Source organism: Lactobacillus sp. ESL0261 (genome assembly GCF_003693025.1).
Classification (GTDB): Bacteria; Bacillota; Bacilli; order Lactobacillales; family Lactobacillaceae; genus Lactobacillus; species Lactobacillus kullabergensis.
In genome coordinates, this window is record NZ_REHN01000009.1 from 1 (window position 1) to 16,887 (window position 16,887).

Here is a 16,887-nt window from a genome sequence, read left to right on the forward strand (position 1 = left end):
CTAATCTCGGTATGATCAATGCCGTATTCGCGTTCTAGTTTAGCTAAAGAGGTTTGGTGGGATAAGTATTTACTGCAAATTTCCATTTTCAAAGTAGTTGAATATTTAGTCATGAAAAAAGTGCTCCTAATAGTCAGATTAATGTCTAACTATTATGGAGCACTTCAAATTAAGACAAATTAATTTTGAGGTTTTTATTATGTCTAAATTATCTAAGCAAGACAAAATTGATATCTATAATCTATGGAAAAACTATCAGGTTGGTTCTGGAGAATTAAGTCGCAGATATGATGTAAATATTAGTGTACTTAACTACTTAGTTGCTTTAATCGATCGCCATGGTTTTAGTATCCTCAATAAATCCTACATTACTTATTCTGCAGAATTTAAAGAACAGGCTATTAGACGTGTCATAGTTAATCATGAGTCTTTGTACAGTGTTGCGCTGGACTTAGGACTTAAGAGTCCAGGTATACTGTTTAATTGGGTGCGCTCTTACAAAGAAAACGGGTATAATGTCATTATTAAACCGAAAGGACGCCCTCGTCATGAAAGCCAAAAACAAGCTGATCAAGCAGGAAAATCACCGCTTAAAGCAAGAAAACCAAGCCTTACGCCAAGCGAACTTAAAACTTACTATCGAGAACGAATTTGTAAAAAAATTGCACGTCTTAGTCAACCAAAGGAACAAGAACCAAAAGCCGAAGAAATAGCTGCGGCAGTTACCCAGCTAAGACGTGAACTTAAAGTCAGTGTAACTTTTATTCTTGAAACTATTAACGCCAATCCTGATCTGCCGCACATGTCACGCAGTAATTATTACTACACCATTAATAAGAAAGATAAAGATGCAAAAAATCAACCGTTAATGACCTTAATACGCAAAATATATGAAGATAACAAACATCATTATGGCTATCGCCGTGTTGCTCAAACAATTCAAAATTTAGGTATTAAAGTTAATCATAAAAAGATCCAAAGATTAATGACTAAAATGAAATTATATGGTATTAGAATCAAGGGCTGGCGGAAGTACAACAGCTATCGCGGCAGTCAAGGTCCAATTAAGCCTGATTTAATTAGACGTAACTTCTTCTCTATTTTACCTGATCGTAAATGGTATTCTGATGTGACTGAATTTAAGCTTAACGGTCAAAAAACATACTTGTCGCCAATTATTGATGGCTGCACGCAGGAAATTATTTCTTACACGATTTCCCGCAGTCCTAATTTAAAGCAAACAATGGACATGTTAAAGTTAGCTTGGCAGAAACATCCAGCATTAAATGGCTTAGTCTTTCATACCGATCAAGGCTGGCAGTATCAGCACGCATCATTTCAGGCATGGCTTAAGAATCATGGTGTTGAGCAATCAATGTCACGTAAGGGGAATTCCTTAGATGATGGGTTAATGGAAGGCTTCTTTGGCATTTTAAAGAGAGAAATGTTTTATGGGTTTGAAAAAAATTTTAAGAATCTAACTGAATTAGAACAGGCGATCAGAGAATATATCGATTATTACAATAATGAAAGAATCAAAATAAAATTAAAAGGACTAGCCCCGATAAAATATCGGGAACTAGTCCTAAGTTAAAGTTTAATAATCTGTCCTAATTTTAGAGTTCAGATTAATTTTTTTAATATCTGATTTTAAAAAATCTATGAAGCAGATGAGTTTCAGTTAACAGAACTGATTAAGCTAGCTAAAACTAAGAGCGGGATCCAAAGACAGGTGCAATATAACCCCAACTGGCAATATTTAAAAGAAAAAGCCAAACAAACTCTTCAAAGTGACGAAGGTAAACGTATCTATGGGTGTAAAAAATAGATGTCGAGCCAGTCTTTGGGCATATGAAGAGTGTATTTGGTATGCGAAGAACACACTTGCGAGGCAAGAAAAAAATAGATCAAGTATTTCTAAAGAGAAATTCTTGGTCTATATTTTTTTGTCTAATAAGCTAGTTTTTTCCCAGACTCGAATCTAATTTACTATTTATCTTTATCAACAAATTTGACAAAGCGTCAAAAATTCAATTCTGTTGTCGATCTCAACTTTAATTATAAAAGAAAAAGTAAATAAAAATATCATCATACTTTTACCTACTATCTACTTTAAGATGTTTGACAACTAACTCTTAATTTTAGAAAAGGCTTAGTTACGTATATTTTCTTATAAAATGCTAATATATCACGAAAGATAAGAAAACCCACCTTTAGCTTTTAATTTTACATCTATGTAAATCTAATATTTTAAAATTTTAGTTCACCTTACCAAAAATTAAAACAGCATTAGTACCACCGAAAGCAAAAGAATTAGACATTACATAATTTTTTAAACTACTATTACTTCTTAATAGCATATTAGAAAAATTTTCTGATGTATTATCTAAATTTGTATTATTAATTCCAAATTGCTGTATGCATATGCCTTTTTCTAACATTTTCATACATAGTAAAGCTTCTAATGTACCAGAACCTCCAAGCATATGACCAAAAATTGCCTTTGTAGAAGAAACTTTAGTTTTATTACTAGAAAAAATAGATGAAATTGCATTAGCTTCTTCTCTATCATTAGCTATCGTAGAAGTTCCATGAGCATTTATATATGCTACCTGTTGTGCATCAATTTTAGCATCTAAAATTGCTTGTTTCATCGCTAATATCATACCCTCACTACTTGGTGCAACTAAAGATAGCCCATCTGAATAATTGCCATAGCCTAATATTTCTCCATAAATTCTAGCATTCCTTTTTAAAGCATGACCCATATTTTCCAAAATAATAGTAGAAGCACCTTCAGACATAACAAAGCCTGACCTATTGTTCATAAACGGCACAGAAGCTTTATCTAAATCTTGATTATCTGATAACACGCCTAATTTTTTAAATGCTTCTATTGCTTCATCATTTAAGCAAGATTCTGCTCCTATAACAATACCAACATCGGCATCACCATTTTGTAGTTTTCTAAATGTTTCCCCTATACTCACACTACCGGAAGCACATGCTGCACTATATGTTGTAATACTTCCATGAATTCCCAATTTAATTGATAGATTTGACGCTATCATATTAGGTAACATTTTAATTATAGTCCTAATACCTATTGCTTTAATAGACTTTTGAGTGGCTTTCTTGGTTTCTTCAACTGTGGTGTTAACCCCACCAATTGAAGTTCCAACTCCTATAATTGCTCTATCTAAATCTTTTTGTAAAAGTGCACTATCATTAACAGCTTCCATAGTCGAAACCATTGCTAATTGTGAAACACGATCCTGATATCTTTGTTCTCTTTTTGACAAAAAATCAGACAGTTCTGCTCTTACTCGACTAATAGTAACATTTAATTTTTCATAGTATTCAAAATTATTATTACCTTTTTGAGCTGCTTCCCAAGTTGAAATAACATTATTACCTAAGGGATTAATTGTTCCTAAACCAGTTACAACTACTCGATTCAATTAGTTTTCACCAACCCATTCAATCACATAATTAGCTATCTTTTCTAAATATTTATTTCTTCTACTTATACTACTATGATCAATACTTCCAAAATTTTTCCATACTCGCTTTTGGAAATTAAGCTGTTTAAGTGTACTGTTAATAAAAACTCCTTTAATAGCATTGCCACAAAACATTTTCAAATAAAATGTCGGAGAAGTCGAAGTCGTAAGAATCAAAGTCTTTTTTATATTTTTAAGGTTTCCTATTACTCCCGTACTGCCTACATTGTAAGCAAAGTCCTTTTTCATTATTTTATCAATAAACCCCTTTATAATGGCTGGAGTATCATTCCACCATACTGGGAAAATAAATATAACTTTATCTGTACTTTTGATGATCTTCTGATACTTACTAACTAAAGGATCAATTGTCTTTCCAACACTAAATAAAGATAGTTCTTCAGTGGAATATGTTGGATCAAATTTATCATTATACAAATCTATAACTTCATAATCTTCTTTATTATTTATCAATGCTTCTGTAACCTTATTAAGTATTGCATGGTTAAAGCTTCTTATATAAGGATGTGCGTATATTATGGTAGTTTTCATTACATAGCCTCTTTTGCCTTAAATTCTCGGAGAATATGTAAAGTATCTTTTATATTTTTATCAGTATGCATACTAGAGACAAAAAATCTAATTCTTGCCTCACTTTCTTTTACTGCTGGATAGATTATTGGTAAAGCATTTATACCATTAAATCGAAGAAATTTTGAAAGCTTCATAGCTTTTTCAGATTCTCCTAAAATTATTGGTATTATAGGTGTGTCCTTACTATTTCCTGTATCATAACCTAAATTTTTAATTTCATTTAATAAAATTTTTGAATTTCGCTTAAGCGATTTCAATCTACTTTGATCGCTTTTAAATATATTAATAGCAGCTAAAGCACTTGCAGTATTAGCTGGCGTAATACCTGCGCTAAAAACAAAGCCAGGTGAATTATACTTTAAATAATTTATAAGAGTTTTGCTACCAGCTATATAGCTTCCACAGCTAGCACAAGTTTTACTTAAAGTTCCCATTAAAATATCAATATTTTTCGGATCAATATCAAAATAATCACAGATGCCAGCTCCTCTTTTTCCAACTGTTCCAAATGAATGAGCTTCATCTATCATTAAAATACAACCATATTTCTCTTTTAATTCAAGTAATTTAGGCAGATTACAAATGTCACCATCCATGGAATAAGCACCCTCAACAATTAACAAGGTACGCCTATAATTATCTCTTAATCTCTTTAATACTTTTTCTAAAGATACCATATCATTGTGCTTAAATGAGCGTCTCATTGCATGCGAAAGCTTCGCTCCTTCAACTATACTATTATGAGCAAGTTCATCATGAACAATCAAATCTTTTTCATTAACAATATTACCAATCATGTTTACATTTGTACTATGTCCACCTACTTGTACAATGGAATCTTCCGTACCTAAAAATTGTGCAATCGCATGTTCTAAATCTTCATGAATTTTTAGCTCTCCTCCTAATAGCCTACTACCAGACACAGATGTTCCATACTTGTCTATAGCAACTTTAGCAGCTTCTTTTACATTACTATCACCATTTAATCCCAAGTAGTTATATGTAGAATAATTTATATATGTTTTGCCTCCTTCATTTATATAATTAGTAGGCACTCCTTCATCCTAATAAAATATGGCACCTTATCTCCATACTTCTTTTGTATTTCGTCAAATTTAATTATTTCAGGAAATGAATTTATACTTGATACGTTTTTTTCATATTTTGATACATTAATACCTAATTCTTTCTGAATTATACTCCAAACCTCGCCTACGGTAATTTCCTCACTAAGTTCTTTATAATCAATGGATTTTTCAGATAATCCATATTCAAACTCAATTGTCTGAATTAAATCAATCATCATTAATGAGTCAAAATCCATATCAACAATTAACTTATCACTCTTTTTTATTGTTTCTTTATTTTCTCCAGATATCTCAGAAATTATATTGAGCAACTTACTGAATTCTTTTTCCATAGTTAAATCCCTTCTAAATAAATTTTATTTAACACAATGATTATAACATTTTTATTATTTATATTAATAACAGTTAATGTTAATTGTTAGCGTCAACTTTTTGTGTGTAATAAACTTTTAGCCCTTACCTGCTGCTAGTTGCAGGTTTCACTTTTTAAATTATTTGCTCAGATAGTTCTAATATTTTACCGCCATTAATAATTCTTTGATGCCAGTAATGTGTCTTAACTGCTTCGTCAAAGTTTGCTTGAAAATGCTCATAATACTACATTTTTTACCTTAAAGTGCTGATCTTCACGCTTAATTTGCTACTCTTTAATAATTTTTATTTACTTTTCAAGCAAATACTTAGTTATATTACCACTTATATGACCTTCACCGCTGATAAGTAGTAGTCTGCGTATTTAAAATAGCTTGCCAGTTGCCTAAGATATAAGTTTTGACCTTCTTTAACATCTCGATTTGGGTAATGTTAAAGCTCGATCACTATAACGCGTTTTAAAATATAATTCTACTTTGTCGCGTTGACTGTTTAAAGCCCCAAGTGATATAAACAATAAGTGGCGGCTATTTTAGTATTAACAGCAGCCTTACGACAATATTTCAATAAGTGAAAGCAATTTAAAACAAGCTTACAATTAGGTAATATTTAACCCTTTCTCTAATCCAAGGTGCATCATCACTAGAAAGATAAAATTGCTTTGCTTGTGGCACAGTACTTGATCTGGTTGGTTAGGCAGCCGTCGAGCTTTGAGGTGCACAATATTGGCGTAGCTGCTACATAAATAAATCATCAAATAATGCAATAAGCCTTTTTGCTTGTCTTCTTTCCCTTCTTTCGTCATCTTAGTAACTATCCTTATTTTAAAATTGAATTGTTTTTATTGTCCTATGCTATTAATTTAAGAAATAAGCTGTTTTCTGCTATTCAAAGTATCGAAAATTATGATGATGACTTATCACCTAATGATTAATCATAAACGTGTCCAACGCTTAATGCGTGAGAACAATTTAGGAGCTAATAAATATAATCTGAGAGCCGGTAAATATGATTCTTCAAAGGGTCCACAAAATAAGAAAGCTAAGAATCGGTTCCATCAAAAGTTTAAGACTGATAGACCATATCAAAAGGTCGTAACTGATATTAGTGAATTTAGATATGGGAACATGACTATCCGTGATCGTGTATATTTATCGCCATTTAAGGACTTATTCAGCGGTGAAATTATTAGTTATACGATCACCGATCGTCCATTAACAAGATATGTTCTAGAAGGATTAGAGGGAGTGTTTACTGCAAGACCAAAGCTATTAAATTATCGAATGACAATCCATAGTGATCAAGGAATCCAATATCAATCTAATCCATATCGACATGCTTTACGAAAACATAAAGTATTTCAAAGCATGTCACGAAGAGCTACATGTCATGACAATGCAGCTATGGAAAGTTTCTTTCACATTATGAAAGTTGAAATGAATTATTTTACACATCACTTTGATACTAAGAAACAATTGGTTAAGGCGATGAAAGAATGGATAAGTTATTACAATGAAGATAGAATTCGGCACAAACTAAAAGGCTTAACTCCGATTCAATATCGGAATCAAGCCTTAAGTAAAATGATATAAAACTAACGTCCAGTTTTAGGGGTTAGCTTCAGAATCTGCTGTTTTTATTATTTGATATTTTGAAAGCGATCAATGTCCCTAGATTGAATAACTGCAACAGTTCCTTTTTTAAATGATAATTCAAATTGATCTTTATTAGGTAAAAATTCATTCGAACTAAACGAGACAGGATTATTCCCGCTAAAATCTGTTAAATTATATTTAGCTCCCGTAATTTTTAAATTTTGAACAGCTGTTAATGGTATTACTCCAAAATATTTATAAGTTGGTAATTTTTCTATCAAATGTTGTCCGTTATTGTAGAATCTGATTGAATTTTGTTGGTCAATAAGTTCGATGCTTTCAGCAAACTGGTTAAATCCAGGTTTAAGAACCATAAATAAATTAGATAGAAAATGATCTAATCGCCCTCCAGTTGCTCCAAAAAGGCTTAAATGAGAAGCATGATAATCTATAAAAGCACATCTAATAACCATTTCAGCATCCGTCAAGTCTTTTTCTGGAAGAGAATACCTGATATCATTAACATTTTTTTCAATTGCAGCTAATTCATTTTTTTGCAATGAATCAAAATCTCCTTCAGCTAAATCGGCCTTTATACCCATTTCTTCTAAAAGATAAGTCCCACGATCAACTCCGATTATTAAATCGCCGTTTTTTTTGGCTGCTAAAAGCTGCTTTTTAAGATCATTAGGCCATAACTGTTTAGGAGCGCCTAGCAACGCCCATGCTTTCATTCTAATATACCTTTCAGTTCAGCAATTTGTTGTTCAACACTATTTTGACAAAAAAGGTATGATCCAGCTACAAAAATTTCTGCTCCTGCATCTTTAGCTTTTTTAGCAGTTTGTCCGTTGATTCCTCCATCAACTTCAATAGGAACTTTTCCATTTACTAAATTTGATGCTTCTTTAATTCTAGAAAGAGAATCTGGAATAAATTTTTGTCCACCAAAGCCAGGAAAAACTGTCATTAATAAAATTTGATCTATTTTAGAAATAAATTTGGAAAGTACAGATACGGAAGTATCAGGGTTAAGAACCACACCAGCTTTAACTTGATTTTCATTTAAATAATCTAACCAGTAATTTAGTTTCTCTTCAGTCATTGCTTCATAATGAAGCAACATTATTTGAGCACCGGCCTTAGTAAAAGCTGGTACCAAATCATCAGGATTGTTACTCATCAAGTGAATCTCGGCCACAATAGATGGAAAAGCTTTTTTGAAATCTGAAACAAGTTGTGGCCCAAAAGATAAATTAGGTACGAAATGCCCATCCATGATATCAATGTGAAATCGGTTAATGCCTGCATTCACAGTTGTTTGAATGTCTTTTTCTAAATTTAAGTTATTAATATTTAATATTGATGGTGCTATCACTGTATTCTCCTTACTTTAAATATTCTGGTAATTTGCCATTTTCTATTTCTTTGCGCAATAACAAGTAATCATCATAGCGGCTTTTTTTTATTTCGCCTGTTTCAACTAGTTCTTTTACTCTGCACTTGGGTTCATTTAGATGTTGGCAACCACGGAATTTACAGAATTTACTTGCTCTTCTAAACTCAATAAAATAATTGCATAATTCATTTATTTTAATTGGAGTTAAATCAATTGCTGAAAACCCTGGTGTATCCGCAAGGTAACCCTTACCTAAAGAGAAAAGATTTACCGTTCTTGTTGTGTGCTTGCCACGATTTAAGGAATTTGAAATAATCCCAGTTTCTTGGTGCAGGCCACTTTTTAGTGAGTTAATTAAAGTTGATTTGCCCGCACCAGATTGACCTGCTAAAGTCCATATCTGCTGGGAACCAATGTCATTAGGCAAATTACTGGCAACTTCTTTTTTACTAAAATAGACCTTATAGCCTACTTCTTGATAATAATTTAAATTTTTTTGAATTTTATCTAGGTCGGATATACTAACTAAATCTCTTTTCGATAAAAAAATACTTACAGCAATGTTTTTCCAAGAAAAATAAATCAGAAAGCGATCTAACAATTGCAATGAAAAATCTGGTTGTACAGCAGACATTACGAGTAAAATTTGAGTCACATTGGCTACAGCAGGACGACCAATCAGGTTTTGGCGAGGCAACACGGCAACCAAATAACTTGTGCCCTGATCATCAATTTGAATCTTAACGTGATCACCAACAGCAGGCTTTAGATTATTTTTACGAAAAACCCCTCTGGCACGGGTTCTTATTGTATCAGTGCTCGTCTGAACATCATAAAAGCCAGCAATCAGACCCGTAACAATTCCCTGATCTTCTTTAATCATTTTTGACCTTCTCATTCAAAATTGTCTGCCCGTCGCGCACTACTTTCAACTGACCAGGGCCATCCTTAAGCTCAAATGGGATTGAAAAATTCATATCTTTTTTAATGTATAGATCCCGATAAATATTATCAATTGAATGTTTATCATCTGAAACATAAATTTGAACATGATTCCCCCGCTTGTCATCTGAATCATCTTCATCATTATCTTCATAACTAACTGTGAAATTTTTTATAGCTGTTAGATCACGCTCTTTTTTTGCACCTTCAGAAACATTAACTGAAATTGTACTTCCCCTTGGTACTCTGGTACCAACTGCCGGACTCATTGAAATAATCATACCCTTTTTAACTTTATTTGAATACGCAGAACTGACTTGCAGAGTTAAACCATGCTTATGTGCAAATTCTTGTGCTTCCTTCAATGAATAATTAGTTAGATCCGGTAATTTAGTCATATGATCTTTTGGACGATGATTCTTTCCTTCTGACACAGTTAAAGTAATGGTTGTTTGGTCTGGCTTTACCTCCACATCAGCTGCAACACTTTGAGAAATAACATGATCAGGTGGAACGTTAGAAGAAAATTGGTTTTCGCGAATTATTTCAAAGCCCAATTTTTCTAGCTTGTGTACTGCTATTTCATATTCGTCTCCAGTGACATCAGGTACTCTTACCATACCTGCTCCATCTGATATATAAAGATCAATGTATCTGCCTCGTTTTATTTCTACTCCTGCAGTAGGTGAAGTTTCAATTACTTTACCACGATCTATACTGTCAGAACTTCTGTGTCTTATTTTACCTACTTTCAAGCCTACGTTCTCCAGTTTGTTTCTTGCTTTTTTTTCACTCATATTGGTGACGTCTGGAATACGTACATCTTTATGATTGTTGCTGTTTAAAACAAAAAACATTAATCCAACGATTAAAACAGCAGCAATTCCAACAAAAAGCCACCACCATTTATGTTTACGCAAAGCCTGTGTAAAACTGGAATGATTTACTTTGGACTTATCGCCTGTTTCATCATTTTGTATTCTGCTTTCTTCAGTTAATCTATTGCTATTTGGATCAGATTTAAAATTAGGTAAAATAATGGTTTCGTCATCATTATTGCCATGAGTTGGCTTAAAAACCGGTTCATTAGCTCTACCTGGCTCTAAACTACTGTCGAGATCATCTTTCATTTCTTTGGCTGAATCATATCTGTCACGTGGATCTTTAGCGGTAGCTCTTAAAACAACATTTTCCAAAGATTGGGGAATGTTTGGGTCTTGTTTTCGTATTGAGGGAATTGGCTCTTGTGCGTGCTTTAAAGCAATTGAAACAGCTGAGTCTCCGTTAAATGGAACATGACCAGTAATTAATTCATATAGAATTATGCCTAAAGAGTAAATATCAGACTGCTTGGTGACGAGTCCTCCCCTCGTTTGCTCAGGAGACATGTAATGGACAGAACCAATCGCTGAGTTAGTTTGGGTAACTGAATTCTGATTAAGAGCCACAGCAATGCCAAAATCGGCAATTTTTATATTTCCATGCTTATCCATTAAAATATTTTGCGGTTTTAGATCTCTGTGAATAACATTATGTTTATGAGCCAAGGACATTGCACTCAGTATTTGATCCATAATGCGGATAATATCTCCTAATTGCAAAGGAGAATTTGCTCTAATATAATCTTTTAAATCCGGTCCATCGACATATTCCATTACCATGTATGGCAGTCCATGATCAGTGCCAACATCAAGAACCATTACTATATTAGGATGGCTCAATTCGCTTGTTGCCAGAGCTTCTCTTTGAAAACGAGCCAAAGTTTGCGGTTCTTTTTGCAAATCAAGACGCAAAATTTTAACCGCAACTTTTCGTTGTAAAATTATGTCTTCAGCAAGATAAACATTTGCCATGCCACCTTCACCCAAAGTATCGATTATACGGTAACGATCGCCTAACAAATAGCCCTTATTTATCATTTACCGTCACCGCCTTCGTTTAGAATTAAGCAAGCAGTAATGTTGTCCTCACCACCTAAACGGTTAGCTTCATCAATCAATTTTTGGCACCGACTCTTTAATGATAAATCTTTTGTCGCAAGAATTTGCTGAATCTGTGGGTCACTTAATGAGTTTGTTAACCCATCAGTACAAAGCAAAATAATATCGTTATCATTTAAAGTGACCTGTTTAAACTCTGGATCAATTGTACTTGAAACCCCCAGTGATTGAGTAATAATATTTTTTTGAGGATGATTTCTAGCCTGTTGCTTCGTAATTTGTCCTAATTTTACTAACTCATTAACAAGGGAATGATCTTCAACTAACTGGATGAATTTGCCATCAGAATAACCATATGCTCTTGAATCCCCCAGATGTGCAATTAAAGCTTCGTTGTTAAAAATAGCAGCCAGTACAATAGTAGTACCCATACCGTTTAGATCTGGAAAGCGATCTGCAGTTCTTAGTATAGTTTCATTTTCATTACTGAGCTGGACGTTTAGCCACTTACGTGCACTGTCAGAATCATAAAAATCAGTAACCCCAAAATTATGACCCAAATGACTTACAGCCATAGTTGAAGCTACATCGCCGCCTTGGTGTCCACCCATGCCATCGCAAACAATGGCCAACAAAGCGTTCTTTTTGTTTTTGAAAACCTGGACAGAATCCTGATTACTTTTGCGTATTCGTCCAATACTAGATGCAAATGCTGTTCTAATCAAAACTTTAACCTCGCATTTTAAACTTAGCAATAAAAAAACCGTCACTGCCATAACTATCAGGTAAAATTTTCAACATCCCTTTTGTTGCTTTAAGCTTACCCGCAGTGAAAGGTTGTAATTCAAACTGAGTATGACTTTTTAAAAAAGCCTTAACAACGTCTTCATCTTCTTCTCGTGTAATAGTACAAGTAGAATAAACCAATTCGCCATCCCGACTTAACATGGTACTCACATGGTCTAAAATATCTAATTGTATTTCTCGTAATTTACTTAAATCGTGTAAAGTTTTAGTATAGCGAATTTCCGGTTTTCTTCTAATAAGACCTAATCCAGAACATGGAGCATCCACCAAGATCTTGTCAAACTGTCCTTTTTTAAATGTTTGATCAGCTTTTCTGGCATCCATCGTTTTAACATTTATTCTTGATGCCACATTCATTCTTTTACCATTTTGCTTAACCAAACCCAATTTATTTTTGTGAATATCAAGAGCAGTAACATGACCTTGTTTTAGCTTTTCAGCAATTTGAACAGTTTTTCCACCTGGTGCACTACAGGCATCAAGAACTTCTTCATTGCCAGTAAAAGTGAAAGCACTTACTGCCAAACTAGCAGCTTCGTCCTGGATTGTCAATTTCCCTTCTTTGAATAAAGAAGTTTTAAAAACTCCACCATGTGTTAAAACCAATTCATCTTCAGCAATTTGAGATTTAGCAGGAGAAAATCCTAATTTAGTTAATTCTTCTTTAACTAAATTGAAATCAGCCAAGCCTGAAATTCTAACAGTATTTTTAGCTGGTTTATTAATACTGGACAAAACCGAGGCCGCTTTGTTTTCACCCCAATTATTAATAAGGTACTGAACAAGCCACTGGGGAGTACTTTCTTTAACACTTAAAAAAAGTACTTTGTCTTCAGCATCGGGTAAAATCTTGCCTCTTCTCAAGAAAGACCGCAAAATACCATTAACAATCTTAAATCCAGCCGAATGCTTTCTACCAAATTCCTTAGCCAAATTATTAGCTTCGTTTAGAACGGCTCGATCTGGAATACTGTTCATAAATAAAATTTGATAGGCGGACATTAGTAGCAATGGCAAAAGATAATCTTCTTTAAGTTCAGTTTTTAATAAACCTTGAAACTGATATTCCAAATATATTTTTTCCTGAATAGTGCCATACACGATTCGTGTCGCCAAATTTTGGTCAGCCTGAGACAGCTTCGTTTCCTGCAAACTATTGTTAAAACTGATATTTGAATAAGAGCCATCACGAAATACTCGAATCAAGGTTGCAAGTGCTACCGAACGTGCACTTTTATGAACTGACAATCTTATCACCTTTACTGAAGTTTTTACCCTGACCGTTCAAAAAACTTTTAATTGCCATTTTTTTCTTTCCAGAAGGCTGAACTTCAAGTAAATTCAAAACGGTATGATTAGCAAAACTAATTGCAAATCGTTTTTTATTTTCAACGACAACTCCAGCAGGAAAGCTAGTCGTGTCGGCAGCAACTTCAGCTTGCCATATTTTAAATCTTTTACCATCAATGAGCAAATAAGCTCCTGGATCAGGATTAAGACCTCGAATTAAATTATTAGCCTCAGTCGCGGTCATATTTAATTTTATTTGTTCCTGTTTTTTGCTGATATTTGGTGAAAAAACCACTTTATTTTGATCTTGCGCTGTCTTTTTTTTCGGATCAGCAATAATTTGCGGCAAAGTTTGGAGTAACAAGTCACGACCTAAAAGAGATAGTTTTTCAAATAAGGTTCCCGCATTATCCTCTTTTTGAATATCTATTGTTTTTTGAGAGTAAATGTCACCTGCATCCATTTGCTTAACCATTTCCATAATGGTTACTCCGGTTTGTTTATCACCGTTAATAAGAGCATATTGAATAGGAGCACCGCCACGATATTTTGGTAATAGAGAACCATGAACGTTAACAGCAGCAATTTTTGCTGATTGCAAAAACTTACTTGGTAAAAACTGACCATAAGCAGCAGTAATAATTAAATCAGCATGCATTTTTATCAAATCAGTCAATTCAGCAGATTTTCCCAAATGCTCAGGCTGAAAAACAGGTAAATTCAATTTTTTAGCTAATAGTTTTACCGGCGTTTCAGTGACTTTTTGTTTTCGTCCAACTTTTTTATCAGGTTGAGTAACCACGGCTTTTATTTCATAATCATTCTCTGAAAGAGCCTCTAAAATTGGTACAGCAAATTTAGGTGTTCCTAAAAAAATTATTGATGTCATTAATCATTTCCCCTTTACATTATGCGCTCTGGTTCATTGTCAATATAAACAGACAAACCATATTTTTTAACCTTTTGCGCTGAGTCTTGAATTTGGTGTAGTAACTTATTTAAATTATCTTCTTTTTTATATTTTACCAGTATTTGATAATAATATTGATTTTTTAAACGAGAAATTGCACTAGGAGTTGGACCTAAGATTATTGTTGACTGGTGTAATTTTGGCTGTAACCATTTTTTTATTTTAAAAGCCTCTCTCGCAGCATTTTGTTCTTTTTTTGCCGCAACAGAAATTAATACTGTATAAAAATAAGGCGGATAATTACCGGCATGACGAACATGCATCTCATATTGATAAAACTGTTCATAATCCTGAGTTTCAGCTAACTTAATGGCATAATGATCAGGATTAAAAGTTTGAATAATTACCTTACCTTTCTTTTGGGCCCGTCCAGCCCGCCCTGCAACTTGTGTTAACAACTCAAACGTTCTTTCAGAGGCGTTGTAATCTGGTAACCATAACCCCGTGTCAGCATTAACAACACCTACTAAAGTCACGTTGGGAAAGTCCAGTCCTTTGGCAATCATTTGCGTACCTAGCAGGATATCTGCTTCACGATTGCCAAAAGCATCTAAGATCCTTTTAAATGATCCTTTTCTTCGTGTAGTATCAACATCCATTCGCAAAATACGGCAGCCTGGTATTATTTTTTCAAGCTCTGTCATAATTTTTTGTGTGCCGGTACCCAAGAAGCGGATTTTTGTGCTTTGACAATTAGGACATTTTTCAGGAATCGCAGTAGAATAGCCACAATAATGACACTGCATTTTATTTGTATCTTTATGCATTGTCAAAGATAGGTCGCAATTTGGACATTTCATAACGTAACCGCAATTACGACATAACATAAAGTTGGCAAAGCCTCTCCTATTTAGCATTAAAATAACTTGTTCTTTTTTGGCAATTCTTTTCTTTATCGCCTCAACGAGTTGAACGGAAAGGTCAAATTGTCCGCCACTAAAATGAGCTTTTTTTAAATCAATTAAATTAACTTCTGGCAAACTTTGCTGGTTAGCACGATGTGGTAGTTGTAACAGCTGATATACACCTTTTTGTGCTCTGGCTCTGCTCCCTAGTGAAGGTGTTGCACTGCCCAACAAAAGCGGGCAAGAATTATAGTTGCTGCGCCAAATTGCGACATCTCTGGCATGATAACGTGGATTATCTTCTTGTTTATAAGAACTTTCATGCTCTTCATCGATTACTATTAAACCAATATTTTTTAAAGGTGCGAAAACTGCGCTTCGTGCGCCAACAACAACACGAACTTCGCTTCGGCGTATGCGACGCCATTCGTCATACATTTCCCCTTCAGAAAGCCCACTATGTAAAACAGCTACTTGCTGGCCAAAACGATTTTTTACTTGACCTACCATTTGCGGAGTTAAGGATATTTCTGGAACCATCATTAAAGCATTTTTCCCAGCTTTTAAGGTAGTACTTATAGCATTTAAGTAAACTTCTGTCTTACCACTGCCAGTAACACCTTCTAATAAAAAAGTACGTGGCTTTTTTGCAATGATTGCTGGCTCTATTTCAGCTAGAGCTTTCTTTTGTTCAGGGTTAAGTTTGATTTTTTTATCTGCTTTTTTCTCTTTATCATATATTGTCAGTGGATTACGATAAATTTCTGACTGCCTTTTTTTGAGCCAGCCACTTTTAACAGCATTTGTTAATGAAACAGTATTAACATGTGCATTGTTTTCAATTTCTTTCTGCATTTGGGGAAATTTATCGTAGTTTTCAATTATATACATTATGAGCTGCTTTTGTTTAACAGCATTTTTTCTCAAAGATTCATAAATATTTATATAGCCTTTTTTAGTATCCGATAATGAATATTCGTTTTCAGTTTTGATCCGAGCCCTATTTTCAACAACATACTCAATTTTGGCAACATTTGTCCGTAATAATTTGCGAATTTCCGTAATTTGTTTATTATCCGTAATTTTATTTAAATCTAACGGTTCACCTTGGAAAATGTTCATTTTTTTAGCTGAAGAAGATTCTGGTACCAAAATTTTACGATAATTAGCACGCATGACTCTAGGAAGCATAGTTTTCAGAATAGTGATTCGATAAGAATAAACATGATCAGCCAAATTTTTTGATAATTTAATTAATTCTGAAGTCAGAGGCGGCATTTCATCAACTACCAAAAGCAAGTCTTTTAATTTACCCTGATATTGACTTTGGTTACTTAAGCCAACAACGAAACCTTGTAACTTGCGTGGGCCAAAAGGCACAAAAACTCTAGAACCAATTTCTACTTCACCCAATTCATCAGGAATATGATATTCAAAAATGCGATCCGTTTGCTTGGCTGCAACATCAACAATAACCTGTGCAATCATTTAATCACCTTTAAAAAAAGACCTCCATCTGTCTAAGGATGGAGGCCATAAAAC

The 16,887-nt window shown here is 33.8% G+C and carries 15 protein-coding genes and 1 pseudogene; 3 read left to right on the plus strand and 13 right to left on the minus strand.

Annotated features, from left to right (window positions below):
- Positions 1–199: 199 nt before the first annotated feature.
- The gene (locus F5ESL0261_RS06120; RefSeq protein WP_222710143.1) at positions 200–1,594 is read left to right on the plus strand and encodes an IS3 family transposase; all 1,395 of its coding nucleotides are present in this window, start codon (positions 200–202) and stop codon (positions 1,592–1,594) included.
- A 60-nt stretch (positions 1,595–1,654) separates the two neighbouring features.
- A pseudogene (locus F5ESL0261_RS06125) lies at positions 1,655–1,905 on the plus strand (transposase); the annotation flags it as partial.
- A 353-nt stretch (positions 1,906–2,258) separates the two neighbouring features.
- On the opposite strand, the gene F5ESL0261_RS06130 reads toward F5ESL0261_RS06125, so the two are convergent.
- The 5 genes from F5ESL0261_RS06130 to F5ESL0261_RS10100 all read right to left on the minus strand — a co-directional run bounded on the left by F5ESL0261_RS06130 (position 2,259) and on the right by F5ESL0261_RS10100 (position 6,362).
- A complete protein-coding gene (locus F5ESL0261_RS06130; RefSeq protein ID WP_122052582.1) occupies positions 2,259–3,461 on the minus strand; it encodes a beta-ketoacyl synthase in 1,203 nt (400 codons plus the stop codon).
- Positions 3,462–4,055 (minus strand): NAD(P)H-dependent oxidoreductase, encoded by a 594-nt coding sequence (locus F5ESL0261_RS06135; protein WP_038524445.1) that lies wholly within the window; start codon positions 4,053–4,055, stop codon positions 3,462–3,464.
- Positions 4,055–5,152: an aminotransferase class I/II-fold pyridoxal phosphate-dependent enzyme gene (locus tag F5ESL0261_RS06140; protein ID WP_052059688.1), complete on the minus strand. Its 1,098-nt coding sequence runs from the start codon at positions 5,150–5,152 to the stop codon at positions 4,055–4,057. Before F5ESL0261_RS06140 ends, F5ESL0261_RS06135 begins: the two co-directional genes overlap by 1 nt.
- The gene (locus tag F5ESL0261_RS06145; RefSeq protein ID WP_052059689.1) at positions 5,134–5,517 is read right to left on the minus strand and encodes an acyl carrier protein; all 384 of its coding nucleotides are present in this window, start codon (positions 5,515–5,517) and stop codon (positions 5,134–5,136) included. The genes F5ESL0261_RS06140 and F5ESL0261_RS06145 overlap by 19 nt, the downstream gene beginning before the upstream one ends.
- 638 nt (positions 5,518–6,155) lie before the next feature.
- Positions 6,156–6,362, minus strand: a complete 207-nt coding sequence (locus F5ESL0261_RS10100; RefSeq protein ID WP_038524448.1) for a hypothetical protein — start codon at positions 6,360–6,362, stop codon at positions 6,156–6,158.
- Positions 6,363–6,483: 121 nt separating this feature from the next.
- Between F5ESL0261_RS10100 and F5ESL0261_RS06150 the strand changes: the two genes are divergently transcribed.
- Positions 6,484–7,149 carry an IS3 family transposase gene (locus F5ESL0261_RS06150; RefSeq protein WP_158595200.1) on the plus strand — a complete coding sequence of 222 codons (666 nt, stop codon included), beginning with the start codon at positions 6,484–6,486 and terminating at the stop codon, positions 7,147–7,149.
- A 47-nt stretch (positions 7,150–7,196) separates the two neighbouring features.
- Here the strand turns inward: F5ESL0261_RS06150 and F5ESL0261_RS06155 are convergent, their stop codons facing one another.
- From F5ESL0261_RS06155 to priA, 8 genes are read right to left on the minus strand one after another with little or no spacing between them, the layout of a single operon-like run.
- A complete protein-coding gene (locus F5ESL0261_RS06155; protein WP_109586432.1) occupies positions 7,197–7,886 on the minus strand; it encodes a thiamine diphosphokinase in 690 nt (229 codons plus the stop codon).
- A complete protein-coding gene (rpe, locus tag F5ESL0261_RS06160) occupies positions 7,883–8,530 on the minus strand; it encodes a ribulose-phosphate 3-epimerase (protein WP_122052584.1) in 648 nt (215 codons plus the stop codon). Before rpe ends, F5ESL0261_RS06155 begins: the two co-directional genes overlap by 4 nt.
- A 10-nt stretch (positions 8,531–8,540) precedes the next feature.
- Entirely contained in the window at positions 8,541–9,431 is an 891-nt protein-coding gene (gene rsgA / locus F5ESL0261_RS06165; RefSeq protein WP_370448905.1) for a ribosome small subunit-dependent GTPase A, read from the minus strand.
- Positions 9,427–11,412 carry a Stk1 family PASTA domain-containing Ser/Thr kinase gene (gene pknB, locus F5ESL0261_RS06170; protein ID WP_122052586.1) on the minus strand — a complete coding sequence of 662 codons (1,986 nt, stop codon included), beginning with the start codon at positions 11,410–11,412 and terminating at the stop codon, positions 9,427–9,429. The genes rsgA and pknB overlap by 5 nt, the downstream gene beginning before the upstream one ends.
- On the minus strand, positions 11,409–12,158 hold the full coding sequence (locus tag F5ESL0261_RS06175) for a Stp1/IreP family PP2C-type Ser/Thr phosphatase (protein WP_045928960.1): 750 nt from the start codon (positions 12,156–12,158) through the stop codon (positions 11,409–11,411). Before F5ESL0261_RS06175 ends, pknB begins: the two co-directional genes overlap by 4 nt.
- A gap of 4 nt (positions 12,159–12,162) precedes the next feature.
- The gene (gene rsmB / locus F5ESL0261_RS06180; RefSeq protein ID WP_122052587.1) at positions 12,163–13,488 is read right to left on the minus strand and encodes a 16S rRNA (cytosine(967)-C(5))-methyltransferase RsmB; all 1,326 of its coding nucleotides are present in this window, start codon (positions 13,486–13,488) and stop codon (positions 12,163–12,165) included.
- Positions 13,475–14,419 carry a methionyl-tRNA formyltransferase gene (fmt, locus tag F5ESL0261_RS06185; protein ID WP_122052588.1) on the minus strand — a complete coding sequence of 315 codons (945 nt, stop codon included), beginning with the start codon at positions 14,417–14,419 and terminating at the stop codon, positions 13,475–13,477. Before fmt ends, rsmB begins: the two co-directional genes overlap by 14 nt.
- 14 nt (positions 14,420–14,433) lie before the next feature.
- The gene (gene priA, locus F5ESL0261_RS06190) at positions 14,434–16,833 is read right to left on the minus strand and encodes a primosomal protein N' (protein ID WP_122052589.1); all 2,400 of its coding nucleotides are present in this window, start codon (positions 16,831–16,833) and stop codon (positions 14,434–14,436) included.
- Between the last annotated feature and the right edge of the window lie 54 nt (positions 16,834–16,887).

What these genes read in the sequence shown, in the direction of transcription:
- F5ESL0261_RS06120 (WP_222710143.1), top strand. Translation starts at nt 200, where the DNA reads ATGTCTAAATTATCTAAGCAAGACAAAATTGATATCTATAATCTATGG.
- F5ESL0261_RS06135 (WP_038524445.1), bottom strand. Translation starts at nt 4,055, where the DNA reads ATGAAAACTACCATAATATACGCACATCCTTATATAAGAAGCTTTAAC.
- F5ESL0261_RS06145 (WP_052059689.1), bottom strand. Translation starts at nt 5,517, where the DNA reads ATGGAAAAAGAATTCAGTAAGTTGCTCAATATAATTTCTGAGATATCT.
- F5ESL0261_RS10100 (WP_038524448.1), bottom strand. Translation starts at nt 6,362, where the DNA reads ATGACGAAAGAAGGGAAAGAAGACAAGCAAAAAGGCTTATTGCATTAT.
- F5ESL0261_RS06150 (WP_158595200.1), top strand. Translation starts at nt 6,484, where the DNA reads ATGATTAATCATAAACGTGTCCAACGCTTAATGCGTGAGAACAATTTA.
- F5ESL0261_RS06155 (WP_109586432.1), bottom strand. Translation starts at nt 7,886, where the DNA reads ATGAAAGCATGGGCGTTGCTAGGCGCTCCTAAACAGTTATGGCCTAAT.
- pknB (WP_122052586.1), bottom strand. Translation starts at nt 11,412, where the DNA reads ATGATAAATAAGGGCTATTTGTTAGGCGATCGTTACCGTATAATCGAT.
- fmt (WP_122052588.1), bottom strand. Translation starts at nt 14,419, where the DNA reads ATGACATCAATAATTTTTTTAGGAACACCTAAATTTGCTGTACCAATT.
- priA (WP_122052589.1), bottom strand. Translation starts at nt 16,833, where the DNA reads ATGATTGCACAGGTTATTGTTGATGTTGCAGCCAAGCAAACGGATCGC.